The 24981-nt window shown below is 64.5% G+C and carries 18 protein-coding genes; 8 read left to right on the top strand and 10 right to left on the bottom strand.

Annotated features, from left to right (window positions below; translation table 11 throughout):
- Positions 1-204: 204 nt before the first annotated feature.
- Both GGD66_RS19390 and GGD66_RS19385 read left to right on the top strand, forming a co-directional pair.
- Positions 205-1578 carry a cation-efflux pump gene (locus tag GGD66_RS19390; RefSeq protein WP_018315841.1) on the top strand — a complete coding sequence of 458 codons (1374 nt, stop codon included), beginning with the start codon at positions 205-207 and terminating at the stop codon, positions 1576-1578.
- A gap of 226 nt (positions 1579-1804) precedes the next feature.
- Entirely contained in the window at positions 1805-4135 is a 2331-nt protein-coding gene (locus GGD66_RS19385; protein ID WP_092256462.1) for a PAS domain-containing sensor histidine kinase, read from the top strand.
- Between the two features lie 3 nt (positions 4136-4138).
- Here GGD66_RS19385 and GGD66_RS19380 read toward each other — a convergent pair whose 3' ends face one another.
- Complete coding sequence (locus GGD66_RS19380) at positions 4139-5032, bottom strand: LysR family transcriptional regulator (RefSeq protein WP_018315839.1); 894 nt, start codon at positions 5030-5032, stop codon at positions 4139-4141.
- A 225-nt stretch (positions 5033-5257) separates the two neighbouring features.
- Here GGD66_RS19380 and GGD66_RS19375 point away from each other — a divergent pair, with 225 nt between their 5' ends.
- The 5 genes from GGD66_RS19375 to GGD66_RS19355 are packed head-to-tail and all read left to right on the top strand — an operon-like array spanning position 5258 to position 11235.
- Positions 5258-5734 carry a formate dehydrogenase subunit gamma gene (locus GGD66_RS19375; RefSeq protein WP_183258692.1) on the top strand — a complete coding sequence of 159 codons (477 nt, stop codon included), beginning with the start codon at positions 5258-5260 and terminating at the stop codon, positions 5732-5734.
- Positions 5731-7287 carry an NADH-quinone oxidoreductase subunit NuoF gene (locus GGD66_RS19370; protein ID WP_183258691.1) on the top strand — a complete coding sequence of 519 codons (1557 nt, stop codon included), beginning with the start codon at positions 5731-5733 and terminating at the stop codon, positions 7285-7287. Before GGD66_RS19375 ends, GGD66_RS19370 begins: the two co-directional genes overlap by 4 nt.
- A 10-nt stretch (positions 7288-7297) precedes the next feature.
- Positions 7298-10183, top strand: a complete 2886-nt coding sequence (fdhF, locus tag GGD66_RS19365; RefSeq protein WP_183258690.1) for a formate dehydrogenase subunit alpha — start codon at positions 7298-7300, stop codon at positions 10181-10183.
- Positions 10184-10187: 4 nt separating this feature from the next.
- Positions 10188-11015 (top strand): formate dehydrogenase accessory sulfurtransferase FdhD, encoded by an 828-nt coding sequence (gene fdhD / locus GGD66_RS19360; RefSeq protein ID WP_183258689.1) that lies wholly within the window; start codon positions 10188-10190, stop codon positions 11013-11015.
- Positions 11005-11235 carry a formate dehydrogenase subunit delta gene (locus GGD66_RS19355; RefSeq protein ID WP_018315834.1) on the top strand — a complete coding sequence of 77 codons (231 nt, stop codon included), beginning with the start codon at positions 11005-11007 and terminating at the stop codon, positions 11233-11235. The genes fdhD and GGD66_RS19355 overlap by 11 nt, the downstream gene beginning before the upstream one ends.
- Here the strand turns inward: GGD66_RS19355 and GGD66_RS19350 are convergent.
- Positions 11195-14179: a bifunctional [glutamine synthetase] adenylyltransferase/[glutamine synthetase]-adenylyl-L-tyrosine phosphorylase gene (locus tag GGD66_RS19350; protein ID WP_183258688.1), complete on the bottom strand. Its 2985-nt coding sequence runs from the start codon at positions 14177-14179 to the stop codon at positions 11195-11197. The genes GGD66_RS19355 and GGD66_RS19350 overlap by 41 nt on opposite strands.
- Positions 14176-15636 carry an ATP-binding protein gene (locus tag GGD66_RS19345; RefSeq protein WP_092256474.1) on the bottom strand — a complete coding sequence of 487 codons (1461 nt, stop codon included), beginning with the start codon at positions 15634-15636 and terminating at the stop codon, positions 14176-14178. The genes GGD66_RS19350 and GGD66_RS19345 overlap by 4 nt, the downstream gene beginning before the upstream one ends.
- A 283-nt stretch (positions 15637-15919) precedes the next feature.
- Between GGD66_RS19345 and GGD66_RS42235 the strand changes: the two genes are divergently transcribed.
- A complete protein-coding gene (locus tag GGD66_RS42235; protein WP_179737435.1) occupies positions 15920-17173 on the top strand; it encodes a site-specific integrase in 1254 nt (417 codons plus the stop codon).
- Positions 17174-17949: 776 nt separating this feature from the next.
- On the opposite strand, the gene GGD66_RS19335 is transcribed toward GGD66_RS42235, so the two are convergent.
- From GGD66_RS19335 to GGD66_RS19305, 7 genes are all read right to left on the bottom strand, one after another.
- Positions 17950-19353: an amidase gene (locus tag GGD66_RS19335; protein WP_179737433.1), complete on the bottom strand. Its 1404-nt coding sequence runs from the start codon at positions 19351-19353 to the stop codon at positions 17950-17952.
- 84 nt (positions 19354-19437) lie between these two features.
- Positions 19438-20199, bottom strand: coding sequence for an SDR family NAD(P)-dependent oxidoreductase (locus GGD66_RS19330; RefSeq protein ID WP_179737431.1), 762 nt, complete (start codon positions 20197-20199; stop codon positions 19438-19440).
- 46 nt (positions 20200-20245) lie between these two features.
- Positions 20246-20971, bottom strand: coding sequence for an ABC transporter ATP-binding protein (locus GGD66_RS19325; protein WP_179737429.1), 726 nt, complete (start codon positions 20969-20971; stop codon positions 20246-20248).
- Positions 20961-21680 carry an ABC transporter ATP-binding protein gene (locus tag GGD66_RS19320; protein ID WP_183258687.1) on the bottom strand — a complete coding sequence of 240 codons (720 nt, stop codon included), beginning with the start codon at positions 21678-21680 and terminating at the stop codon, positions 20961-20963. Before GGD66_RS19320 ends, GGD66_RS19325 begins: the two co-directional genes overlap by 11 nt.
- Positions 21681-21682: 2 nt before the next feature.
- Positions 21683-22750 (bottom strand): branched-chain amino acid ABC transporter permease, encoded by a 1068-nt coding sequence (locus GGD66_RS19315; protein ID WP_183232641.1) that lies wholly within the window; start codon positions 22748-22750, stop codon positions 21683-21685.
- A 13-nt stretch (positions 22751-22763) separates the two neighbouring features.
- Positions 22764-23630, bottom strand: a complete 867-nt coding sequence (locus tag GGD66_RS19310; protein ID WP_018321010.1) for an ABC transporter permease subunit — start codon at positions 23628-23630, stop codon at positions 22764-22766.
- 93 nt (positions 23631-23723) lie between these two features.
- Positions 23724-24965 (bottom strand): urea ABC transporter substrate-binding protein, encoded by a 1242-nt coding sequence (locus GGD66_RS19305; RefSeq protein WP_026202469.1) that lies wholly within the window; start codon positions 24963-24965, stop codon positions 23724-23726.
- Positions 24966-24981 lie beyond the last annotated feature (16 nt).

Here is a 24981-nt window from a genome sequence, read left to right as displayed (position 1 = left end):
CGCCGACAGCGGTCCCGTAGGGTGGGCAAAGCGAAGCGTGCCCACGATCTGTATCCATCACGGACGAATGGTGGGCACGGCGCCAACGCGCCTTTGCCCACCCTACGAGGCCGGAGCAAGACACGGATCGCTCCTGCAAATCACTAGCGACAACAGCTGTGGATCGCCGCTTGATGTTCACCCCCGGGCTGCTAAATCCCCGCCATGACCTCCCAGCACAACAAAACCTCGGTCGCCGCGATCTCGATCTTCGCCAGCGGCGGCATGGCGGCGGCCAAGTTCGTGGTCGGGATCGCGATCGGCTCGCTCGCGCTGATCTCCGAGGCGCTGCACTCCTCGATCGACCTGGTCGCGACCATCATCACCTGGGCGGTGGTGCGGGTGTCGGACAAGCCGGCCGACGAGGAGCACCATTACGGCCACGGCAAGCTGGAGAGCGTTTCGGCACTCGGTGTTACCGCCCTGCTCTACGTGCTCGCCGGTGGCATCCTGGTCGAGGCCTATAGCCGGCTGCGCGAGGGAACACCGCCGCCGACCATTTCGGCCGTGCCCTTCGTCGTGCTGGTGATCGACATCGTCGTCAATCTCTGGCGCGCCCGCGCCCTGCACCGCGCCGCGCGCGAGACCAGGAGCCAGGCGCTCGCCGCCGACGCGCTGCATTTCGCCTCCGACGTGATGGGCTCGTTCGCCGTGATCATCGGCCTGATCCTCGCCGCCCTCGGCTTCTGGTGGGGCGACGCCGCGGCGGCCGCCGCGGTCGCCGTGATGATCGCAGCGCTCGGCCTGCGCATGGCCGGCTCGACCGTGCAGACGCTGGTCGACCGCGCCCCGGAGGGCGCGCAGGAGAAGGCTACGGCCGCGATCCGAAGCGTCCCGGGCGTGATCGACGTGGAGCGGCTGCGGGTGCGCATGGTCGGGGCGACCACGTTCATCGACACCATCGTCAAGGTGCCGCGGACCTATCCGATCGACCGCGTCGAGGACATCAAGCACAACGCGCAAGCCGCCGTCGCCAAGGCGTTCGGCGACACCGACCTCTCCTTCACCGCCGTTCCCGTCGCACGCGACAACGAGACCGTGCGCGACCGCATCATGGTGATCGCGCGCAATTCGGGCCTCGCCGTCCACCACGTCACGGTGCACGATCTCGGCGCCAAGCTGATCGTCAGCATCGACCTCGAGGTCGACGCCGGGATGCAGTTAGAGGCCGCCCACGACGTCGCCAATACGCTGGAGCGCAACATCCAGGAGGAGTTCGGCGAGGACGTCGAGGTCGACGTCCACATCGAGCCGCTGGAACCGGAACTGCCGTTCGGGGTCGATGCCGCGCCGGAACGCGTCCAGGCCATCGCCGCCGCGCTGACCGAATATGCCGCCGGCGGCGAGATCCACGACATCCATAATGTGCGCGTCCGCAACACCGACGCCGGCGAGATCGTCAATTTCCACTGCCGCGCCGCGCCCTCGATGAGCGTGATCAAGGTGCACGAGCACGTCGACGCCATCGAGCGCGCGCTGCGGCGCGCGTTCCCGAGCGTGAAGCGCGTGATCAGCCACGCCGAACCGCCGCGTGCGTGACGGAGAGCGTGCGAGGAGTCACACGTTCTCGTTTCGGACTCCTCGCGCCCGTGCGTTTGCGGACGCGCGCTGCGCAAACTGCGCGTGGGATAAGAATAATTTCGCGTTAACGATTCATTGACTCTCGACACCCCGCGAAAACTGGATTCAAATCGCTGTGATTCGGAAGCGATGTGGGGCTGCCTCCGAACTTCAGTTGCAAGCAGGTTTTTAGGGGGCCGAAGGCATGTCGCGTGCAGACGCCGCGAACGCGTGCGTCCAATCCGATTCGATCAAGGGATTGGCGCAATCGATCGCGAAACCTGCCTATCATCGGCTCTTGATTGCAGAGCCGGCGCTTCGTCGCGCCGTGCCGACGCTCATCATCGCGTTCCTGATCACGATCTGCCTCGGCGCGTTCGTGCAGGTCGTCGATCAGACGCGTCAGAAGCGGCTGGTGATCCGGCACGACATCTCGGCGCTGGCCGACCTGCTCGCCGAACGCATCGACCGCCTGACCTCCGCCCGTCAGGAGCGGCTCAAGAACATCGAGAGCCTGCCGGCGCTGTTGCCGGATATGATCCCGTCCTGGGGCACGGCCTCGGGCCGCCACGTCATCGTCACCTCGGCCGGCGTCGATCGCCGTCTCCTCGCCCGCGTTCCGGTCGACAGTGACCCTTCCGGCAACGACCGCCTGCTCGATGCCATCACGACCGCACAATTGCTCGCAGCGCCGACGCGCGACGGCAACGTCTCCGACATGACGCTGCCGAGCGGCAATGCCGCGATGGCGACCTCGCGGCAGATCAAGTCGCTGCCCGGCTTCGTCACCGTGATCCAGGAGCGCAACGAGCCGATCTGGGGCTCGGACGCCGCGCTCTCGGTGACGCTGTCGGCGACCACCGGATTCGTCGTCCTGATCCTGGGCTTCGCCTTCCACTGGCAGTCCACCCGCGCCCGCGAAGGCGACCTCATCAACGACGCCGTGCGCGGCCGGATCGACACCGCGCTCAACCGCGGCCGTTGCGGGCTGTGGGACTGGGACCTGTCGCGCGGCCGGATCTTCTGGTCGCAGTCGATGTTTTCGATGCTGGGCCTCGATGGCCGCAACGAGCTCCTCACCTTCGGCGAGGTCAACGCGCTGGTGAAGTCCGACGACATCGACCTGTTCGCGATCGCCGACCAGCTCATCTCCGAGAAGATCGACCACATCGACCAGACCTTCCGGATGCAGCATGTCGACGGTCACTGGATCTGGCTCCGCGTCCGCTGCGAGAAGACGCGCGGGGCGACCGATTCCAGCGTGCACCTGATCGGGATCGCCGTCGATATCACCGAGCAGAAGAGCCTCGCCGAGAGGACCGTGGAAGCCGACCTCCGCCTGCGCGACGCGATCGAGACCATCCCGGAAGCCTTCGTGCTGTGGGACGCCAGCGACCGCCTCGTGCTCTGCAACTCGCACTTCCAGCGCCTGCACAAGCTGCCCGACACCGCCGTGATCCCCGGCACCTCCTACGAGACCGTGCTCGAGGTCGGCCGCATGCCGGAGGTGCGCACCCGCCACAACGAGACCGCTGCCCAAGGCCCCGGCGCGCGCACCTTCGAGGCGCAGCTCGACGACGGCAGCTGGCTGCACATCAGCGAGCGCCGCACCAAGGACGGCGGCTACGTCTCGGTCGGCACCGACATCACCCGCATCAAGGAGCACGAGCAGAAGCTCGTCGACAACGATCTGCGCCTGCGCGCCACCGTCATCGACCTGAAGCGCTCGCAGGCGGCGCTGGAGCGCCAGGCGGTCGAGCTCGCCGACCTCGCCGAGAAGTACCAGCGCGAGAAGACCCGCGCCGAGGAAGCCAACCAGACGAAGTCGAAATTCCTCGCCAATATGAGCCACGAGCTGCGCACGCCGCTGAACGCCATCATCGGCTTCTCCGAGATCATGGGCTCGGGCATGTTCGGCGAGCTCGGCAGCGAAAAGTACCAGGAATACTGCCAGGACATCCTGACCAGCGGCCACTATCTGCTCGAGGTCATCAACGACATCCTCGACATGTCCAAGATCGAGGCGGGCCGCATGAAGCTCGACATGGAAGAGCTCGACCTGTCGCGGACGCTGGCGGAATCCCTGCGGGTCGTCACCGGCCGGGCCCAGGACAAGCACATCACGTTAGATGCCGACATCGCAAAATCCATCTCCGTCGTCGCCGACCGCCGCGCCACCAAGCAGATCATCGTCAACCTGCTCTCCAACGCCGTGAAATTCACGCCGGACGGCGGACGCGTCGTGGTGCGCAGCCGGCAACTCGACGACCGGATCGTGCTGATGATCGCCGACACCGGCATCGGCATCGCGCCGCATTCGCTGGCGCGGCTCGGCCGCCCGTTCGAGCAGGTGGAGAGCCAGCTCACCAAGACCTATCACGGCTCGGGCCTCGGCCTTGCGATCGCCCGCTCGCTGGCGCAGCTCCACGGCGGCTCGATGCGGCTGCGCTCCAAGATCGAGGTCGGCACCGTCGTCCGCGTGACCCTGCCGCGCGACGCGATCAAGGCGGCGTCCGGGATTTCGGCGGCGGCGTGATCCCTACAGCTGCAGCGACGGCGCGACTTCCCGCGCGACATTGACCAGCGCTGCGATCAGCGGCGTCATCGGATCGCGCTGCGGGATCACCATGCCGATGCTGTAATTGACGTCGGGATCGGTGATCGGGATCGAGCGCACCGTGTCGGACAGGCCGAGCGTCTCGGCGAGCTTGGCCGGCATCACGCTCGCCCAGCGCCCCGTCTTCACATGCGTGAACAGCACCAGCAACGAGTTCGAGGTCAGCGTCGGCGTCGCCTCCGCGCCGACCGAACGCAGCGCGCGGTCGATGATGCGGCGGTTCTGCATGTCGGGCGTCAGCAAGCATAGCGGCACCTGCCCGACCTCCTTCCAGGTCACCGTCTCGCGATCGCCGAACATTCCGTCCGGCGACGTCAGCAAACGATAGCTCTCGTTGTAGAGCGGAATGGTCCGCACCTTGCCGATCGGCTCGTTCTCGATATAGGTCAGCCCCGCATCGACCTCGAGATTTTCGAGCAATCCCAGCACCTCCGATGAGGTCGTTGAGCGGATGCTGAAACGCACCTCGGGATGCCTTGCGCGAAACGGCGTCGTCAGCGCGGCGACCATGCCGAGCACGGTCGGGATCGCCGCGATGCGGATCTCGCCGGAGAGCTGATGCTTCAGCCCGTTGATCTCGTCACGCATCGCGCGGGCATCGCCGACGATCCGCCGCGCCCAGTCGAGCGCCCGCTCGCCTTCCGGGGTGAACCCCTGGAAACGGGAGCCGCGCTGCACCAGCATCACGCCGAGAATCTCCTCGAGCTGCTTGAGCCCGGTCGACATCGTCGGTTGCGTCACGCCGCAGACCTCCGCCGCGCGTCCGAAATGCCGCTCCTTCGCCAGCGCCAGCAATAGTTCAAGTTTGTCGATCAACCGGCCGTCCCCTCGAATTCCATCGTGGCATGCAAGCTAGCACGCCGGGCCTGCGCCAACACGCAAAAACCGGCAGCCGATCCAACTTCCATTACCAATTCGTATCGGTCGATTGCGGTTGCAAATCGATCCGAATTCGCAATCGCAGCACGGGACAGCTTTATTGATCTTCGAATGATTCCAACTAGTTTGCGCCCAAGGAAACGCTCTGGTTGAGAACGAAGAATGACAGCGGTTTTTGAGCCTTGGAACGAGACGCGCGGCGCCGAAATCATCGCCGAGCACGCCAACCAGGAGGGCGCGACGCTCGTCATCTTGCACGCGCTGCAGGAGGCGTTCGGCTACGTGCCGGAGGCCGCCATTCCCATGGTCGCGCAGGCGCTCAACCTGTCGCGCGCCGAAGTCCACGGCGTATTCACGTTCTATCATGATTTCCGCCACAAGCCGGCCGGCCGCCATGTGCTGAAGCTCTGCCGCGCGGAGGCCTGCCAGGCCGCCGGCGGCGATGCATTGGCGGCGCGCGCCGAAGCAAAGCTCGGCGTGTCGCTCGGCAGCACCACGGCCGACGATCGCGTCACGCTGGAGCCGATCTACTGCCTCGGCCTGTGCGCGACCGCACCGTCCGCGATGCTCGACGGCCGCCTCATCGGCAGGCTCGATCAGAAGCGCCTCGATGCGTTGATTGTGGAGGCACAGCGATGAGCTTGCGTCTGTTCGTCTCACGTGACGCCGGTGCAATCGCCGTCGGCGCCGACGAAGTTGCTCTGGCGCTGGAGCAGGCAGCAGCCGGGCGCGGCATCGCAGTCGAGATTGCCAGGACCGGCTCGCGCGGCATGTACTGGCTGGAGCCGCTGGTCGAGGTGGCGACGCCACAGGGCCGGATCGCCTTCGGTCCGGTTACTGAAGCCGATGTGCCCTCCCTGCTCGACGCGCTCGCGAACAACACGCCGCATCTGCTGCGGCTGGGGGCAACCGACCAGCTGCCCTGGCTCAAGCGTCAGACCCGCCTCACCTTCGCCCGCTGCGGCGTGATCGACCCGCGCTCGCTCGACGACTACCGCGCCCATGGCGGCTACAAGGGGCTGGAGCGGGCACTGCCGCTTGGCTCCGACGCCATCCTCAACGAAGTCACGGCCTCGGGCTTGCGCGGCCGCGGCGGCGCCGGCTTTCCGACCGGCATCAAATGGAAGACGGTCACGCAGGCCAAAGCCGACCGAAAGTTCATCGTCTGCAACGCCGACGAAGGCGACAGCGGCACTTTCGCCGACCGCATGATCATGGAAGGCGATCCCTTCCTGGTGATCGAGGGCATGACCATCGCCGGCATCACCGTCGGCGCGACCAAGGGCTACATCTACATCCGCAGCGAATATCCGCATGCGGTGGAAGCGATGAACGCTGCGATCCAGACTGCGAAGCGCGGCGGTTATCTCGGCGACAAGATCGGCGGATCCATCCACAGCTTCGACCTCGAAGTGCGGGTCGGCGCTGGCGCCTATGTCTGCGGCGAGGAAACTTCGCTGCTGGAGAGCCTCGAAGGCCGCCGCGGCATCGTGCGTGCAAAACCGCCGCTGCCGGCGCATCACGGCCTGTTCGGCAAGCCGACCGTCATCAACAACGTGCTGTCGTTCGCGGCCGTCCCCTTCATCCTCGCCGAGGGTGCCAATGCTTATGCGGATTTCGGCATGGGCCGCTCACGCGGCACGATGCCGATCCAGCTCGCCGGCAACATCCGCTATGGCGGGCTGTATGAAACCGCGTTCGGCGTGACGCTCGGCGAGCTCGTCGACGACATCGGTGGCGGCACGTTCACGGGCCGGCCGGTCCGCGCCGTGCAGGTCGGCGGTCCGCTCGGCGCCTATTTCCCTCGTGCCCTGTTCGACACGCCATTCGACTACGAGGCCTTCGCAGCGCGCGATGGCCTGATCGGCCATGGTGGCATCGTCGTGTTCGACGACAGCGTCGACATGCGCAGACAGGCGCGCTTCGCCATGGAATTCTGCGCCGTCGAATCCTGCGGCAAGTGCACGCCATGCCGGATCGGCTCGACCCGCGGCGTCGAGACCATCGAGAAGATCATCAACGGTGAGCGCGTCAGCGAAAATCTCGCGCTGGTCGAAGACCTCTGCAACACCATGAAATTCGGCTCGCTCTGCGCACTCGGCGGCTTCACGCCCTACCCCGTGCTCAGCGCATTGAAGCACTTCCGGGAGGATTTCATTCCGGCGCCGACCACGCTTCAGGCCGCGGAATAGGAGAACGACAATGTCTCTGATCGAAGAAATCGACTTCGGCACGCCGGCTTCCAAATCGGAAACGATGGTAACGCTGACCATCGACGGCAATGAGGTCACGGTGCCCGAGGGCACTTCCATCATGCGCGCAGCGATGGACGCGGGCCATCAGATCCCGAAACTCTGCGCGACCGACATGGTCGATGCGTTCGGCTCCTGCCGGCTCTGCCTCGTCGAGATCGAGGGCCGCGCCGGCACGCCGGCGTCCTGCACCACGCCTGTGATGAACGGCCTCGTCGTGCACACCCAGACCGAGCGGCTGAAGAAGCTGCGCAAGGGCGTGATGGAGCTCTACATCTCCGACCATCCGCTCGATTGCCTCACCTGCGGTGCCAACGGCGATTGCGAATTGCAGGACATGGCCGGCGCCGTGGGCCTACGCGACGTGCGCTACGGCTATGAGGGCGAAAACCACGTCTTCGCCAAGACACCTGGCAAGAGACACGGCTGCGACAACGACCATTGGATGCCGAAGGACGAGTCCAATCCCTATTTCACCTATGATCCCTCCAAGTGCATCGTCTGCTCGCGCTGCGTCCGCGCTTGCGAGGAGGTGCAAGGCACCTTCGCGCTGACCATCTCCGGCCGCGGCTTCGACAGCCGCGTCTCGCCGGGTATGAGCGAAAGCTTCCTCGGCTCGGAATGCGTCTCCTGCGGCGCCTGCGTGCAGGCCTGCCCGACCGCAACGCTGACCGAAAAGTCGGTGATCGAAATCGGCCAGCCCGAGCACTCCGTCGTCACCACCTGCGCCTATTGCGGCGTCGGCTGCACTTTCAAGGCCGAGATGCGCGGCGAGGAAGTCGTGCGCATGGTGCCGTACAAGGACGGCAAGGCCAATCGCGGCCATTCCTGCGTCAAGGGCCGCTTCGCCTGGGGCTACACCAACCACGGCGAACGCATCCTCAATCCGATGATCCGCGAACGGATCGAGGATCCCTGGCGCGAAGTGTCCTGGGACGAGGCGTTCTCGTTTGCCGCCGCCAAGATGCGCGGCATCCAGAAGACATACGGCCGCGATGCCATCGGCGGCATTACCTCGTCCCGCTGCACCAATGAAGAGACCTATCTGGTGCAGAAGCTGATCCGCGCCGGCTTCGGCAACAACAATGTCGACACCTGCGCCCGCGTCTGCCACTCGCCGACCGGCTATGGCCTTGCCACCACCTTCGGCACTTCCGCAGGCACGCAGGATTTCGACTCGGTCGAGGACACCGACGTCGTCCTTGTGATCGGTGCCAATCCGGCCTCCGCTCATCCGGTGTTCGCGTCCCGCCTGAAGAAGCGGCTGCGCCAGGGTGCCAAGCTGATCGTGATCGATCCGCGCCGCACCGAGATGGTGGAATCGCCGCATGTGAAAGCGCTGCACCTGCCCCTGATGCCCGGCACCAACGTCGCGGTCATGACCGCGCTGGCGCATGTCATCGTCACCGAGGGCCTCGTCAACGAAGCCTTCGTGCGCGAGCGTTGCGACTGGAGCGAGTTCGAGGAATGGGCGGCCTTTGTCGCGCAGCCCAAGAACAGCCCGGAAGCCACCGCCATCCTCACCGGCGTCAACCCGAAGGATCTGCGCGAAGCCGCTCGCACCTACGCCACCGGCGGCAACGGCGCGATCTATTACGGCCTCGGCGTCACCGAGCACAGCCAGGGCTCGACCACCGTGATCGCGATCGCGAACCTTGCGATGGTCACGGGCAATATCGGCCGTCCCGGCGTCGGCGTGAACCCGCTACGTGGCCAGAACAACGTGCAGGGCTCCTGCGACATGGGCTCGTTCCCGCACGAGCTGCCCGGCTATCGCCACATCTCCGGCGACGCAGTGCGCGATCAGTTCGAGGCGCTGTGGAACGTCAAGCTCAACCCCGAGCCTGGCCTGCGCATTCCCAACATGTTCGATGCCGCGGTCGAGGGCACCTTCATGGGGATCTACGTGCAGGGCGAGGACATTCTGCAGTCCGATCCCAACACCAAGCACGTGGTGGCTGCACTGTCCGCGATGGAATGCGTCATCGTCCACGACCTCTTCCTCAACGAGACCGCGAACTACGCCCATGTCTTCCTGCCCGGCTCGAGCTTCCTCGAGAAGGACGGCACCTTCACCAACGCCGAGCGCCGCATCCAGCGCGTGCGCAAGGTGATGACCCCGAAGAACGGCATGGCCGACTGGGAGGTCACCATCGGCCTTGCCAAGGCGATGGGTTTCGAGATGAACTACAGCCATCCTTCCGAGATCATGGACGAGATCGCGGCGCTGACGCCGACCTTCTCCGGCGTCTCCTACGCCAAGCTCGACGAGCTCGGCTCGGTGCAGTGGCCCTGCAACGAGAAGGCGCCGGAGGGCACGCCGGTGATGCATATCGACGGCTTCGTCCGCGGCAAGGGCAAGTTCGTCGTCACCGAATATGTCGCGACCGACGAGCGCACCGGCCCGCGTTATCCGCTGCTGCTCACGACCGGCCGCATCCTCAGCCAGTACAATGTCGGCGCGCAGACGAGGCGCACCGAGAACGTGGTTTGGCATGCCGAGGACCGGTTGGAGATTCATCCGCACGATGCCGAACAGCGCGGCGTGCGCGACGGCGACTGGGTGCGGCTGAAGAGCCGCGCCGGCGAGACCACGCTGCGTGCGGAGATCACCGATCGCGTGGCGCCCGGCGTCGTCTACACCACCTTCCACCATCCGGACACGCAGGCCAACGTCATCACGACCGACTATTCGGACTGGGCGACCAACTGCCCCGAATACAAGGTGACGGCGGTCGAGGTCTCGCCCTCGAACGGCCCGTCCGACTGGCAGAAGGCCTATGACGCCCAGGCGCGCCAGTCGCGGCGCATTGCGCCGGCCGAGGCCGCGGAGTAACCGCATGCATGTAGCTGTCCAGGCGATCGATCGCGGAATCTGGCGCAACGGCGTCGCGTCCGAAGGAACGCGGTTCATTCCGGAGGAGACGCCGCTGGCTCTGACCTATAATGGCGGCACTTACGCCGTCATGATGGGAACGCCGCAGAACCTGGAAGATTTTGCGGTCGGCTTCAGCCTGAGCGAAGGCATCGTTAAATCGGTCGACGACATCCGCTCGCTCGAAATTGTTCGCCTCGACGACGGCATTGAGCTGCGGATGTGGCTGGCGTCGGATGGCGCGGCACTGATCAGCGAGCGCCGCCGCCACGTCGCCGGTCCCACCGGCTGCGGCATCTGCGGTATCGAGTCCATTGCCGAAGCCGTGCGACCCGCTGCGGTCGTGCCGCAGGGGCAGAGCTTCACGCCGGAAGAAATCATGACGGCGATGCAGGCGATCGCGCCGCTGCAATCGATCAATCTGCAGACCCGCGCGGTTCATGCCGCCGCGTTCTGGTCCCCTGCCGGCCACATCGTCGCGCTGCGTGAGGATGTCGGCCGCCACAACGCGCTGGACAAGCTCGCAGGCGCCCTCGCGCGCAGCCGCACCGACGCAGGCGCCGGCATGGTGCTGCTGACGAGCCGAGTTTCGGTCGAGATGGTGCAGAAGACTGCGGCGATCGGCGCGCCGGTGATGATCGCGGTGTCCGCGCCCACCGCGCTCGCGGTGCGTACCGCGGAAGCCGCGGGCATCACGCTGATCGCCATTGCCCGCCAGGATGGGTTCGAGGTGTTTTCGCATGGTGACCGGATCGTCGGTCGCCATGCCACGGAGGTTGCCGATGTCGCCTGACCGCCTGATCTACATGGCCAACCAGATCGGCAAGTTCTTCGAGAGCCAGGGCCACGGCAAGGCCGTGCCGGGAATTGCCGAGCACATCAAGAAGTTCTGGGATCCCAGGATGAAGCGCGCGATCTTCGCCCATCTCGATGCCGGCGGCGCGGGGCTCGAGCCTGACGTCCGCGAGGCGCTCAGCTCGTTGAAGGCAACGTCCCTTCCAGCAGCGCCCTGAACACGCGCCTCACCTCGCTCTGCGTCTCCTTCACGCGCGCCTCCAGCGACGAGAAATCCGGCGCGTCGCCGGCCCGCGCCATCACGCGTTGCAGATCGGTGCCCGCGGTTTCCGGCTTGAAGCGGTCGCTGACGCACAGCCGCAGGATCTGCGTGAGGTCGTGATAGAGCCGTGCGGCCGCACGCAATATCTCGGTCTCCGATTGCGGGAGGACGCCGAGCCTGCATGCATTGTCGAGCACCTGCAACGTGCTGACGTCGAGGATCTCCGGCTTATCGTGCGCGTGCACGAGCTGGAGATATTGCGCGATGAAATCGATGTCGACCATGCCGCCAGCGGCATGTTTGAGATCCCAGCAATCGGCCTCGCCCTTCTCCTGGGCGATCGCGCGTCGCATGTCGGCGACGTCGTTGGCGGTGATTGCGGAATCGCGGCGGCGGGTCAGGACGCCGCCGATGACGCGTTCGATCCGCATCCGGAATTCGGGCGAAGCCGACACCACGCGCGCGCGCGTCAGCGCCATGTGCTCCCAGGTCCAGGCCTCGTTGGCCTGGTAATCCGCGAATGAGACGAGGCTCGAGGCCACGGGGCCGGCGCGCCCTGAAGGACGCAGCCGCATGTCGATCTCGTAGAGCACGCCATAATTGGTGCGCGTCGTGAATGCGCTGATCAGGCGCTGGGTCAGCCGCGCAAAATAATGCGCGCCCTGCAGCGATTTCGGCCCATCGGAGTCCGGATTGTCGCTGTCGAAATCGTAGAGCAGGATCAGGTCGAGATCGGACGAGGCCGTCATCTCGCGGCTGCCGAGCCGGCCCATCGCGATGATCGCGGTCTCCTGCCCCTTGATCCGGCCATGCTGGGCCGCGAAGCGGTCGGCAACGAGGCCATGCACGGTGTGGACGATTCCTTCGGCGACGTCGGCAAAGGCCGTGCTCGCCTGCTGCGCCGAGACGGTGCCGGAGAGAATGCGCGTGCCGATCAGGAACAGGCTCTCCTGCCCGAACAGGCGCAGCCGATCGAGGAACTCTTCGTATGAGCCGGCGTCCTGTACGGTCGCAGCCAACCGCCCCGACAATTCCTGCCTGTCCGGCATGGCGCCGAAGAAGCGCGGATCGATCAGGCCATCCATCAGCTGCGGCTGCCGCGCCAGCATCTCGCCGAGCCGCGGCGCTGCGCCGAGCACCAGCGCCACCAGCGCGACGAGCTCGCGGTTCTGGCCGAGCAGCGTGATCAGCCGGCCGCCGCGCTGGAGCGCCCCAAGGAATTGATCGAACGCGACGACGGCGCGATCCGGCTCCTCGGCATGGGCAAGGCCGTCGATGAGGGCCGGCACGAACTCGACGAAGGCGCTGCGCGTCACCTCATTGCGGAACACGCGATAGTCGCCGGTGATCCAGTCGCGCACCGTCTGCGCGACCGCGGCAGGCTTCTTGAATCCGAGCGTCGCGAGGTGCTGGAGCAGGCGCGGATCCTCGGGACCGACACGGTAGTCGAGCTCCGGCAGCTTTGCCGTGCCGGTCGGATCGTCGCCTTCGAACAGTTTTTCGTAGTGCCCCTGCACGATCTTGAGCTGTCGCAGCAGCTCGCCCGCGAAGGCCTCGCGATCCGCATAGCCGAAAAAGCGCGCAAAGCGCTCGACCGCGTCCTTGTCTTCGGGCAATGCGTGGGTCTGCTCGTCGGCGATCATCTGGAGGCGATGCTCGACCCGGCGCAGGAATTCGTACGCAATGGTCAGCTCGTCACGCGCCGCAACGGTGATCCAGTTGCTGGAGGCGAGAATGTCGAGCGCCTCGAGTGTCGGCCGCACCCGCAATTCCGGATGGCGGCCGCCGGCGATCAATTGCTGGGTCTGCGCGAAGAACTCGATCTCGCGGATGCCACCGCGGCCGACCTTGACGTTGTGCCCTTCCACCGCGACCTCGCTCTGGCCGCGATAGGTCTGCATCTGCCGCTTCATGTCGTGGACGTCGGCGAGGGCGGCGAAATCGAGATGCTTGCGCCAGACGAAGGGCGCGATCTCGGCGAGCAATGCCTCGCCCGCCCTGGCATCACCGGCGCAGGCACGCGCCTTGATCATCGCGGCGCGCTCCCAGGTGCGCCCTTCCCGCTCGTAATAATTCAGCGCGGCGTCACGGGAGATCGCGACCTGGGTCGAGGATGGATCGGGACGCAGGCGCAGGTCGACGCGGAACACATAGCCGTCATAGGTGCGCTGCTGCAGGATGCGCGCCATCCCCTGCGTGACCCGGACAAAGAACGGCTGCGGCTCGATGTCCGCTGCCAGCGTTGTCTCGTCGGGATCGAAGAACACGATGAGATCTATATCGCTGGAATAGTTCAGCTCGCCTGCCCCCATCTTGCCCATCGCGAGCACGATCAGGCCGCAGCCCTCCTCGGGCGCCTCGGGATTGGGCGGCGAGATCTTGCCACGTGCGGCTTCCTGCCGCAGCAGGTATTGGAGCGCCGCCTGCACCGAGGACACCGCGACATCGGTCAGCGCCGCCGTCACTCGCATCACCGGCCAGACCCCGCCGATGTCGCACAAGGCGGTCAGGAGCGCGGCCTCAGCCTTCATGCGGCGGAGCAGTCGCATCACCTCGGCCTCGTCAGGGGCCGCGAGCACCGCCCCCCTCGCCTCCGCGATGAGCGCCGTCAGATGCGCATCCGGATCGCATTCGAGCAACCGGATCAGGCGCAAGGCATCGGCGCGCACCAGATCGAACAGATAGGGCGAGAATTCCGCGACGCCGGCCAGGATGTTCCGGGCGAAGGGATGTGTCAGCAGCGTTTCGAGACGCGCCGATTGGGTCGGCTCGAGCTCGGACAGCCAGCTTTCAAGACGTCGTTCGTCGGTTGTGGAAGCGGCAATATGGGGAGCCTCCGCGAAGCGCGCGGCCAGCCTCTCACCATGCTTGTCCGCGTTTCCCGGCGCGGAGTGGTTCATGCCACCTTCTGTGGCACATCCGGTATTGGCGGAGCAACCCTGTCGCCGGCCCCGGCGCGCGCGGGCAGCGCCAGCGTTGCAACGAGACCGGGTTGGGCGTCGCCCAGCCTCAACTCGCCGCCGTGCAATGTCGCAACCGCAGAAGCGAGGCTGAGACCGAGGCCGGAGCCCGGCAGCGTGCGGCTCGCTTCCAGGCGAACGAATCGTTCGACGGCATGTGCGCGGTCGGCTTCGGGGATGCCGGGACCGCGATCGGTGACGCTGAGCAGCACCTTGTCGCCGTCGCGTCGGGCCTCGATGGTGATCGGCCTCGCGTCCATACTGACCACGGTTCCGCCGGCCTGCCCGACCGGCTTGCCGTATTTGATCGCATTCTCGACCAGATTGGCGAGCGCCTGGCTGATCAACTCGCGATTGGCGTGAACCGGCGTCGGCTCGGCCTTGACCTTCAAGGTCATGCCGTCGTCTTCGGCGAGTGGCTCGTAGAGCTCGTGGATGCCGTTGGCGACCTCGGCGGCGTCGAAATCATCCATGTTGCCGCGCGCCTGCCCTGACTCCGCGCGCGCGATCATCAGCAGCGCGTTGAAGGTGCGGATCAATCCGTCGGATTCCTCGATGGTCCGCTCCAGCGCCGCGCGGTAATCGGCTTCGCAGCCCGATTTCGCCAGCGCCTCCTCGGCGCGGTTGCGCAAGCGCGTCAGCGGCGTCTTGAGGTCGTGGGCGATGTTGTCGGAGACTTCCTTCAAGCCGGCCATCAGCGCCTCGATCCGCTCCAGCATGGCATTGAGATTTTCCGCGAGGCGGTCGAGCTCGTCGCCGCTGCGTCCCACCGGGAGACGCCCGCTGAGATCGCCGGTCATGATGCGCTGCGCGGTCCCGGTCATCGCGTCGATGCGCCTCAGCACGCGGCGCGCGACGAAGATGCCGCCGCCGAGACCGAGCACGACGACGATCAGGATCGACCATTGCGCCGCCTTGGCGACGATGCCGAACAGGCGACGCCGTTCGGCGAGGTCGCGGCCGATCAGAAGCCGGAAGCCGTTTTCCAGTTCGGTGACGCGCACGAGCGCGCGATGGTCGCGGTCGTCGGCGTCCTCGATCCGCCGGTAGGCCGTCTCCGACCAGCCCCGCGTCGCCATCACGCCGGGCGCCAGCGAGCCGACATTGCCGGCGATCGCCTGCCCCGTCGGCGTCGTCACGAGATAGAGGTTGGCGCCCGGGCGCAGCGCGCGGTATTCGATCGTGCGCACCAGGCGAAACATGCCGCCGCGGCCGTAGATCTCGTTGATTTCCGAGGTCTCGGCATTGACCGTCTGCGTGATTTCCTCGGTGATCAGCCGCCGCGTATTCCAGGCGAAATAGGCCAGCAGCGAAGCCGCGAACATCGCGAACAGCAGCAGATAGACCAGCGTCAGCCGGAACGCCGTGGTGCGGACGAGTTTACCGAATGCCGTCACGGATCATGTATCCAATTTCAGTAGCGCGTCTACTATCACCAAGCATCGTCACTCTTCGTATTCTACTTTATTTACAGCATCTTGGGTTTATAAGCTATCGTCTATCTTCGCTTAAAATCGCCGAACGCCAGGCGGCCCAGGCAAAAAAGTGGTAAGGAGGCACATACGTCCATTTGAAAGTATCCGTGACGGCCACACATCTGCACCGGTTCCCGTGGAATCACTGACCATGACGCAAAAAAGGATCCGTGACGGTAAGTGGTAAGCGAAAGGGAACGTTAAAGTGGCGCTCAATTCGAACCAAGTTAAATCCCTGCAAGCTGGCGTTCATGCGGACAGTGCGGGACTCTACCTGGTGGTACGCGCGAGCGGAGATCGGGTGTGGGCCTTCCGTTTCACCGACCCCGAGGGCAAACGGGCGCAGATGGAGTTCGCCAGGGCTGGCGACCGCGACAGCGCAGGGGGGGACGTTCTGACCCTAAGCAGCGCGCGCGAGAAGGCCCGCGATTACAAGGTTGCATTGAAGCGCGAGGGCATCGATCCGCGCGTCAAAAAGCGGGCCGCTGCTCAGAGCAGCAAGACGTTCAAAGAATTTGCAGACGAGCAGTACCCTGGTTGGTGCCGGGGCTTGTCCAAAGAGGAGTTAACCCAATGGCAGCGCTCCATCCGCGACGTGCCGAGCTTGCACGAGAAAAAGCTCCATGAGATCACCACCGAGCACGTCTTGGATGCTCTCAAAGCGATCTGGACCGTGAAGCCGGTCACAGCGTCGCGAACACGCCAGCGAATCGAGCGGCTGATGGACGCAGCCAAGGCGTTGAAGTTGCGCACGGGTGAGAATCCGGCCGCGTGGCGCGGCAACCTCAAACACCTGCTCCCGTCTCCCCGCAAGCTAAATCGCAAAAAGGGACATCGGTCCGCCCCTTACACGAAGATGAAGCAAATGATGACAGGGCTGCGCTCTGATCCCGGCAATGCCGCGCGCTGCACCGAAGTCGGCATCCTCACGGTCTCACGCAGCCAAGAAATCCGGCTCATGGAATGGACCGAGCTCGACTTCGAAGCAAAGACCTGGATGGTTCCAGCTGAGAAGATGAAGATAAAGGGCGACCTAGAACCCAAACCGCATCTCGTTCCGCTGTCAGATCAGGCCATCGAGATCATCCAATCGATGCGGCGCACAGATAAATACGTATTCCCCTCCGACCACGCTGAGGGACATCAGCCGTTCCGCGCGAACGCCCTTGTTGGAGCTATCGAGCGCACTGCCATCAAATCTACCATGCATGGCTGCCGCACGACCTTCCGAAACTGGGGCGCAGACAATAAGGAGCACAATTTCCGCCGTGAAGTGCTTGAGTTCTGCTTGTCGCATCGTGTCGGCGATGAGGCAGAACTGTCGTATTGGGACAGCGAGATGATCCAACGGCGACGCGAGGTGCTCCAGGCGTGGGCTGACTTCATCAAGCCGCGCAAAGATCCGTCCGGCCAACAGCCGGTCGGAAGGAAGCGGCAGAAGCTCAGACTTGTCGTGTAAAGAGGCGCACAAAGCTTTCAGCCAGCGATCTATTTTTGACACCAGAATAAGACCAGATCGTAGGAGGCCGGAATTCAAATCTCCTGGCTCTCTTCCCGATACGCTTGTGTTGCGCAGACTGGAATTCCGCGCGCTGAGATGATCTGTTGGAGACGCAGATCGATTCCTCGAGTTTTCCTGTGCCTGCTCAAGGCTCGTTCTGACAATTCACAGCCTTTGCGCCTGGTGAGATCGTTACAGAATTTTCTCCTGCCAGAATGACTCTCGTGCCAGTCGCCGACTTCCGGCGCTGCAATGCTGACTGCTCATGGGCGCAATGGCGCTACACCTCAGTTTGAGTTCCCGGAAGTGAGCACGGTATCTCGCGCCCACGCTGCTGGGCCGGGCCGGTCAATTCTATCCAGCGACGGCCAACGTCAGCTAGCGTGGGTCAGCCCAGTCCATCATGGGCGAGCTTCAGGTGGGGCCAGGCATTGTAAACCAACGCAACCATCTTCGATCGATCATTACCCTTATCGGCAAAGCTCTACTTTGGAAGCGGGTGAGAACGTCAAGGAAAAGTGAGAGCTATTCGTCGCAATTTTTCGATCTTGGATTCACAGGATAATTTGCGCCGTTCGTAATACTCGAATTTTTTTACCTATCGGGATCAATCAACTGAATTGTCTTACAAAGGTAGAGCAACTCGCCACCGCTTGTACTGCCACAGTATACTTCACATACCGCCAGTGATCAGGAAAGCGGTGGTCCAGTCCACGAGCCGAGCCGACACTGGCTCAATCGATCAGAGCGCGCCGGGTATGCCAGTCCGTCGCCGACTGGAAGGCATGCCCGGCGCGCGCGAGCACATCCTCCGACAGATGCGGGCCGACGAGCTGCATGCTGAGTGGCAGGCCGTCCGACGCCACGCCATTCGGCAGCGTGATGGTCGGGCTGCCCGAGAAGTCGAACACTGCCGTGAAGCGCAGGATGCTGAGCAGCACGTTGGGATCGGCGCCGTACTCGCCCATCCTGGTCAGCGTCGGGATCGGCACGGGCATGGTGGGGATCAACAGCAGGTCGATATCGCCGAACAGGGCGGTCAGGCTGCCGCAGAATTTCAGCCGCTCGTGATGGATCTGCGCGATCTCGACGCCGCTCACCGACCTGCCCTGCTCGATCAGCTGCGCCAGGTCCGGGCCGTATTCCGACTTCCGCGCGGGATAGGTTTCGAGATGCGCCTCCGCGGTCTCGATCGAACACATCGGAATCCACATGCTCACGAGCTTCTCGTAGGCCGGGAATTTGACATCGCGGATATCGGCCCCGAGCGCCGCGAGCGTCCGCTCGGCTTCCAGCAACGCGGCGACCACCTGCGGATCGACTCCGTCCTGGGTGTAGCTGCGGTCGACGCCAATCCGCAACCCCCGGACACCGTCGACGATCCCTGCGAGATAGTTCGGCACCGGCGCCTGCAGCGCGGTGGGATCGTTGACATCTGCGCCGGCGATGACGCCGAGCATCGCGGCCGCATCGGCCGCGCTCCGGCACATCGGCCCGACATGGTCGAGCGAGTCGGCCAAAGGAAAGACGCCGTGGCGGCTGACGCGTCCCCAAGTCGGCTTGATCCCGGTCAGCCCGCAAGTGGCCGACGGAAACCGGATTGAGCCGCCGGTGTCGCTGCCGATCGAGCCGAAGCAGAGCCCCGCCGACGTCGCCACGCCCGATCCGCTCGAGGACGAGCCCACCCAGTAATCGACGCCCCAGGGATTGAGCGGTGCCTGATCGTTCGGGTGATGGCTGGTGTAGGCCCCCTCGGTCATCTTCAACTTGCCGAGCGTGACGGCGCCGGCCTGCTCCAGCCGATCCACTATCGTGGCGTTGAAGGACGGAATGAACTTCGCGTGGATCGTGGTGCCACCGGCCGTCGGCGCAAAAGTCGTGTAGCAGAGGTCCTTCAGCCCGATCGGCACGCCGTGCAGCGGTCCGCGCCAGATGCCCCTGGCCAGCTCGGCGTCGCAGCGCTTCGCCCGCGTCATGGCGCGCTCAGCGAGGAGAAGCGCATAGCCATGGAATTTGCCATCGAGCTTGGCGATCCGGCTCAGCATGGCCTCGGTGACCTTCGAGGGCAGCAGCTCACCACGGCGGAACAGCTCGGAGAGCTCTGTGATCGACTTGTAGTGAATTGGATCTGCTGACATCTGACAGCCCTGTTGTTGTCGAAACGGCTTCGCTCACCGGCGCCGCGACGGCCCGGTCTCGTAGCGGCGCGGCTCCGGATGCGCCTAGAACTGCACCCCGCGCGTGAGCGCCCCATCGACCACGAGATTGGTCCCGGTGATGAAGCTCGCCGCCTTGCTGGCAAGGAACACCGCGCCATTCGCCATTTCCTGCGGCGTGCCCATGCGGCCGGTCGGGTTCAGCGCCAGCGCGGTCTTGTACAGCTCGGGATTGCCGTCCTTGATCTGGTTCCAGACACCGCCCTCGAAATAGGTGTTGCCGGGCGACATTGAGTTGGCGCGGATGCCCTTGCCGGCCAGGTGGAAGGCGAGCCCTTGCGTGTAGTGGATGATCGCGGCCTTGAACGTGCCGTAGGGACCGCTGGCGAAATCGACCTCGCGGCCCGACACGCTGGAGATCGTGACGATCGCAGCGGCCTTGCTCTTCTCCAGATAAGGCATCGCGGCATTGACCAGCCGCACCGTGCCCATCATGTCGGTGGAGAACTCCTTCTCCCAGCTCTCCTCGTCCTGCCCGATCGACAGGGCGCTGACATTGGCGACGACGATGTCGATGCCGCCGAGCTTGGAGGCCATATCCTCCACCCAGGCCTTGAGCGCCGGACCATTGGAGACGTCGACCGAACTGCCGAACGCGGCGACGCCCTTCGCCTTGATCGCGGTGACGGCGCCGTCGACGTCCGCCTGGTTGCGCGCGCAGATTCCGACATTGGCCCCTTCCGCCGCGAAGGTGTCGGCGATCGCCCTGCCGATGCCCTTGGTGCTGCCGGTGACGAGAACCTTTGCTCCCTTGAGTCCGAGATCCATGTTCATTCCCTCCCTATTGACGACTTGAAAGCACGCCCGAGGCCCATCAGAGCAGAAGCTGTTCGCGCACGTTGTCCTCACTGACCTCGCCGCCAGCGAGCGACCGCGTAATCTTGCCCTTCTCCATGATGTAGCAGCGCTCGGCGATCGCCAGGATCGTGTCGAGGTTCTGCTCGACGAAGATGATGGTGGTTCCGAGCTCGTTCCGGAACGATCGCAGCGCCTCGCAAATGTGCTGCACGATCGAAGGCTGGATGCCCTCGGACGGCTCGTCCAAGATCATCAGGGACGGATTGCCGATCAGCGCGCGGCCGATGGCGAGCTGCTGTTGCTCGCCGCCCGACATGGTGCCTGCGGCCTGCCGCCGGCGCTCCTTCAGCCGCGGGAAATATTCGTAGATCAGCTCCGGCAGCTTCTTGCCGCCAGGACCGCCGATCAGTTCGCCTACCTGAAGATTCTCCTCGACGGTCATTTGCGGAAAGACGTCGCGCCCTTGCGGGATGTAGCCGAAGCCAGCCCTTGCCCGTGCGTCGGCCTCCAGCGCCGTGACGTCCTGCCCCATGAAGCTGATCGTCCCGCGCCAAGTTTGCAGCAGGCCGATCAGGCAGCGCATCAGGGTCGACTTGCCGACGCCGTTGCGGCCGATCACGCCGACGATCTCGCCGCGCGAGACCGACATGGTGACGCCCTGCAGGATCGGCGTCGCGCCATATCCCGCCCATAACTCGGCAACGTCGATGATCGGCTCAGAGGACGACGGTTTAGTGAGCATGGGTCTTACCCAGATAGATTTCCGCGACCTTCTCGTCCTGCAGGATGCTTTCGAGCGTGCCGCGCGCAAAAATCCTGCCGAGATGCAGCACCGTGACGCGCCGGGCGACCTGGCGGACGAAGGCCATGTCGTGCTCGACCACGAGCACCGTCATGCCCTCGGCATTGAACGACCTGAGCAGTTCGCCGGTCCTGAAGGTTTCCTCGGGCGACATGCCCGCGGTCGGCTCGTCCAGCAGCAGGAGCTGCGGCTTCAACGCCAGCGCCATCCCGATCTCGAGCCATTGCTGCTGGCCATGCGACAGCGCGCCCGCGAGCTTGTCGCCGTCCGCCGCGAGATTGAGCAGCGTCAGCAGGCGATCTTCCTCAGCGATGCGTTCCGAGCCGGACAATCGCTCCTGCAGCGCGGTCTGGATGTTCTGCCGGACAGGCAATTCCTTGAACACGCTCGGGGCCTGCATCTTGATGCTCATGCCCCGCTGCACGCGCGCGTAGGGCCGCTCGGCCGTGATATCGACGGTGTCGAACAGGATACTGCCCTCGGTCGGCGGATAGAGGCCGGCGATCAGCTTGAACAGTGTGCTCTTGCCGGCACCGTTGGGGCCGATCAGGCAGTGGATCTCCCCGGCATTGACCGTCAGGTCGACGCCGGAGACGGCCGTCAATCCGCCGAAGCGCTTCGAGACGCCTTTGACTTCGACCAGCGCCATGATCAGGACTCTTCCGGTTGCAAGCGGCCGGCCTCAGCCACCACGTCGCTGCGTCGCCGGCGCCCCTGCCACCAGTCGGCGGCGAGCTTGCCGATGCCGAGCACGAAGCCTTGCGGCGCCAGCATCACGGTCGCGAGCAGCAGCGCGCCCATCAGCACCAGCGCCGCCTGCTGGCTGTAGACCGTGATGGTCTGAAAGCCGAACAGCAGCAGGAACGACCCGACCAAGGTCGCGGTCAGATCGCTGCGCCCGGAGAACGCCACCCACACGATGGGCATCGCGGCGGCCGGCAAGCCGATGCTGGACGGCGTGATGAACTGTCCCCAGGACGTGTACAGCGCGCCGCTGAGGCCTGCGAGACCGCTTCCGATCACGAAGGTCAGCAGCTGATATTTGCGGACGTCGTAACCCAGCATCTCGGCACGCTGCGGATTCTCGCGCGTCGCCACGATGACGTTGCCGATGCCGGAATTCACCAGCATCCGCAGCGCGAGATAGACGATCACGATTAGGGCGATCATGACGTAATAGAGCGCCGAGCCCTCGATATAGAAGTCGCCGACGGTCAGCGGGTCCATGCCCTTCATGCCGTTGAAGCCGTTCAGCCGCGCCGGCCCGATATGCCATTCCGGCCCGGCCGTCTGGCCGAGGAAGAAAGCCAGCACCAACGTCGCGGACAACGTCACGATGCCAAAGAAGATGCCGTTGATGCCGCCCCAGATCATGAAATAGCCGAGGATGCCGGCCGCGATCATTGCCAGGACGACAGAGAGAACGAGCGCGGCGATCGTCGCGGTGCCGCCGCCCATGTTGATCGCGAGCACGCCGTAGCTGTAACCGGCAATACCGAAGAAAAGTGTCTGGCCGAAGGACAGCATGCCGCCATAGCCCCACATCAGGCAGAGGCCGAGCGCCATGAAGATCCAGATCAGGAAGTAGGCGAAATTGCCGACATCGTAGGAATCGGCGAACAGCGGATAGGCCAGCGCGCCCGCGAGCACGACCAGGAAGCACGACCAGAACATCTTGCCGCGTCCGAGCGTCTGTGGACCTTCGAGCAGCTTGAACATCACAGATTCCCCTTTAGCGTCCACGGCGAACCAGCACGCTGGAGAGTCCCTCGGGCAAGACGCGGATGATCAGGATGACGGCGACCAGCATGCCGATCTGTCCGATGATCTGGCCGTAGCTCGCGTTCAACGCCATCCGGATCATCGCCAGGAACACGGCGGCCGGCGCCGTTCCGAGCAGCACGTTGGCTCCGCCGATCACGACGGTGACAAAACTCTCGACCACGAAGGTCGCGCCCATGGTCGGGATCAGCGTCATGGTCGGCGCGTAGAGCGCGCCGCAAAGCCCGGCAAGGCCGGTTCCGATCCCGAAGCTGATCGCATAGATGCGGCCGGTGCGTGCACCCAGCGCCTTGGCCATTGCCGCATTTTGCATCGTCGCTCGCGCGATCACGCCAAAGCGCGTCTTCATGAAGATGGTGTAGAGGCCGGCCAGCACCGCCACGGCGCAACCGAACAGCACCAGGCGGTAGGTCGAGAACGTATAGCCGCCGATCGCAAAGCTCCCCTCGGGCGTCCCGATGCCGCGCACGGCGGAACCGACGATCAGGAGCATCGACTGCGTCACGATCAGGCTAAGTCCCCAGGTCGCGAGCAGCGAATCCAGGGGGCGCTTGTAGAACCGCCGCACGACGAGGAATTCAACGAGGACACCGATGAGCCCGGCCGTCACCGCGGCCAGCATCTGGGCAATCGCGAGCGGCACGCCGAGATTCACCAAGCCGACGGTCACATAGGCGCCGCACATTATGAATTCGCCATGCGCCATGTTGATGACACCCATCATGCCAAACACGATGGCGAGGCCTGCGGCCGAGAGAATGAGGAACGCGAAGACGTCGGCGAACTGGTAGAACAGCGAGAACACTTCAGCCGACATCTTGGTCCCCTTGCCGATCCCGACGCCGCGTCGTTGCGGCGCCGGTCTTGTTCAGAAACGTGACATCAAACACGAGCAAGATCCGTGCCCGCCTCAGGACTTCTTGGGGAGATGGCTCGGCGTGTACTGATCCTTGTCGTTCTTCTTGGTGAGATCGCACCCGATCTCGCCAAGCCAGTAAGGCTGGATCGTGCCGTAGTCCTTCTCGACCTTCACCTCGTGCTTCGGCCCGACCGATATCAGGCGCATGCGGTGAGAGGTGTGCTGGCTCTTCGGGTCGATGCAGACCTTGCCCTCGGGCGCGTCGATGCAGGCATCGCCGGTCGCGATCACTTTCCGCATGTCCTCGAGCTTGATCGATTTCGCCTTCTCGACCAGCGCCTTGTACATGTAGAGCGCGTTATAGGCGTTGTACCCCATGTCGTTGATGTAAAGCTCGTCAGGGAACTTGGCGTGCCAGCGCTTCTTGAACTCGGTGGCCTCGGGCGTATCGATCTCCTCGAACCAGTTCGCAGTCGCGTGCATGTTGTTGAGGGCCGGCGGCTTGAACCGCTTGTGCTCGAAGCCGAGCATGACCTTGATCGACGAGCCCATCGGCAAATTGAGGTTGGCCGCCGCCGCCTGCTCGAAGAACGAATCTTGGGCAGCGCCGACATTGATCGTCAGCAGCCAGTCGGGCTTGGCCTTCTGGATGTTCTGGATGGTCTGCGCGAACTGCGACACCCCGAGCGGGATGAACTCCTCGCCGACGACCTCGCCGCCGAGTTCCTTCATGATCTTGCGGTTCCACTCCGCCGAGATCTGGCCGAAATTGTAGTCGGCCGCGATGACATAGACCTTCTTGCCGAACTTCTCGACCATCCAGGGGATCAGCGTCGAGAATTGCTGCTCGGGCACCGCGCCCATGCTGATCATGCTGGCATCGCAGACGCCGCCTTCGTACTGGTTGGTGTAGAAATACGGCGTCGTGGTGCGATCGACGATCGGACGCAGCGCCTCGCGCGAGGCCGAAGTGATGCCGCCGATCAGTACGTCCACCTTGTCGCGATTGAGCAGGCGCCGGCCGAATTCCTGGTAGCGTGCGTTATCGCCCTGGGGATCGAGGTGGATCAGCTCGATCTGCCGGCCCAGAATGCCGCCGCTCTTGTTGATCTCCTCGACGGCGAGCTGCGAGCCGTGCAGCTTCGGCATGCCCATGAAGGCAAGATCGCCGGACACGTCTTCGAGCAGGCCCACCTTCAGCGGCGGCTCCGCGGCGTTGGCAATACTCATCGACGCCGCGGTTCCGAACATGGCGCCGAGCAAAACCATCCGTAGCTTGTGTCCCGAATTCATCGTGATGTCCCCTCTA

It is taken from the genome of Bradyrhizobium sp. CIR48, assembly GCF_014198315.1.
Lineage (GTDB): Bacteria > Pseudomonadota > Alphaproteobacteria > Rhizobiales > Xanthobacteraceae > Bradyrhizobium.
This window is presented reverse-complemented; position numbering and strand designations above follow the sequence as displayed.

Bases quoted from the DNA above. Each gene is read 5' to 3' on its own strand.
- GGD66_RS19390 (WP_018315841.1), top strand. From the start codon at position 205: ATGACCTCCCAGCACAACAAAACCTCGGTCGCCGCGATCTCGATCTTC.
- GGD66_RS19385 (WP_092256462.1), top strand. From the start codon at position 1,805: ATGTCGCGTGCAGACGCCGCGAACGCGTGCGTCCAATCCGATTCGATC.
- GGD66_RS19375 (WP_183258692.1), top strand. From the start codon at position 5,258: ATGACAGCGGTTTTTGAGCCTTGGAACGAGACGCGCGGCGCCGAAATC.
- GGD66_RS19370 (WP_183258691.1), top strand. From the start codon at position 5,731: ATGAGCTTGCGTCTGTTCGTCTCACGTGACGCCGGTGCAATCGCCGTC.
- fdhF (WP_183258690.1), top strand. From the start codon at position 7,298: ATGTCTCTGATCGAAGAAATCGACTTCGGCACGCCGGCTTCCAAATCG.
- fdhD (WP_183258689.1), top strand. From the start codon at position 10,188: ATGCATGTAGCTGTCCAGGCGATCGATCGCGGAATCTGGCGCAACGGC.
- GGD66_RS19355 (WP_018315834.1), top strand. From the start codon at position 11,005: ATGTCGCCTGACCGCCTGATCTACATGGCCAACCAGATCGGCAAGTTC.
- GGD66_RS19350 (WP_183258688.1), bottom strand. From the start codon at position 14,179: ATGAACCACTCCGCGCCGGGAAACGCGGACAAGCATGGTGAGAGGCTG.
- GGD66_RS19335 (WP_179737433.1), bottom strand. From the start codon at position 19,353: ATGTCAGCAGATCCAATTCACTACAAGTCGATCACAGAGCTCTCCGAG.
- GGD66_RS19330 (WP_179737431.1), bottom strand. From the start codon at position 20,199: ATGGATCTCGGACTCAAGGGAGCAAAGGTTCTCGTCACCGGCAGCACC.
- GGD66_RS19325 (WP_179737429.1), bottom strand. From the start codon at position 20,971: ATGCTCACTAAACCGTCGTCCTCTGAGCCGATCATCGACGTTGCCGAG.
- GGD66_RS19320 (WP_183258687.1), bottom strand. From the start codon at position 21,680: ATGGCGCTGGTCGAAGTCAAAGGCGTCTCGAAGCGCTTCGGCGGATTG.
- GGD66_RS19315 (WP_183232641.1), bottom strand. From the start codon at position 22,750: ATGTTCAAGCTGCTCGAAGGTCCACAGACGCTCGGACGCGGCAAGATG.
- GGD66_RS19310 (WP_018321010.1), bottom strand. From the start codon at position 23,630: ATGTCGGCTGAAGTGTTCTCGCTGTTCTACCAGTTCGCCGACGTCTTC.
- GGD66_RS19305 (WP_026202469.1), bottom strand. From the start codon at position 24,965: ATGAATTCGGGACACAAGCTACGGATGGTTTTGCTCGGCGCCATGTTC.